This window comes from Myxococcus llanfairpwllgwyngyllgogerychwyrndrobwllllantysiliogogogochensis (assembly GCF_006636215.1).
Taxonomy (GTDB): domain Bacteria; phylum Myxococcota; class Myxococcia; order Myxococcales; family Myxococcaceae; genus Myxococcus; species Myxococcus llanfairpwllgwyngyllgogerychwyrndrobwllllantysiliogogogochensis.
Genome location: NZ_VIFM01001017.1, coordinates 1 through 386 on the forward strand (window position 1 = coordinate 1; position 386 = coordinate 386).

At 61.1% G+C, this 386-nt stretch carries 1 protein-coding gene; it reads right to left on the reverse strand.

Translation table 11 applies throughout. The features are described 5' to 3' along the window. Positions 1-51 precede the first annotated feature (51 nt). Positions 52-386: dehydroquinate synthase/iron-containing alcohol dehydrogenase family protein (locus FJV41_RS56675; RefSeq protein WP_134917238.1), on the reverse strand; the 335-nt coding region annotated here is incomplete at its 5' end.

The window sequence follows — 386 nt, forward strand, 5'->3', positions numbered from 1 at the left end:
CAATGGCGGTGAGTACGCCGCTAATAGCTTTCCTCATTTAACTTTCTCCTGTTAGGCATGTTCTGGATACAGCGTTTGGTAGATGGCCGCGATCTCTTCGCGGCTGACGCTGCATGGGGCATTGTTCATCAGGCGTTTGACGTTTTGCGCCGCTGCGCTGAGGGCGGAAATACTCTCCTGAGGCACGCCTAGCGCGGCCAGGTTGTCCGGCAGCGGCAGTCGTTTGACCAGCGCCGCCAGCCATGCGACCAGCGCATGGGATTTCTCTTCCGCGCTGAGCGTGCGATCTGCATCGGGGATCAGGTCCCAGACTTGAGCGAACTTCGCCACCGCGTGAGGGCGGACCACCCGCATGCAGGGCGCCAGCAGAATGGCGTTGGCCACCC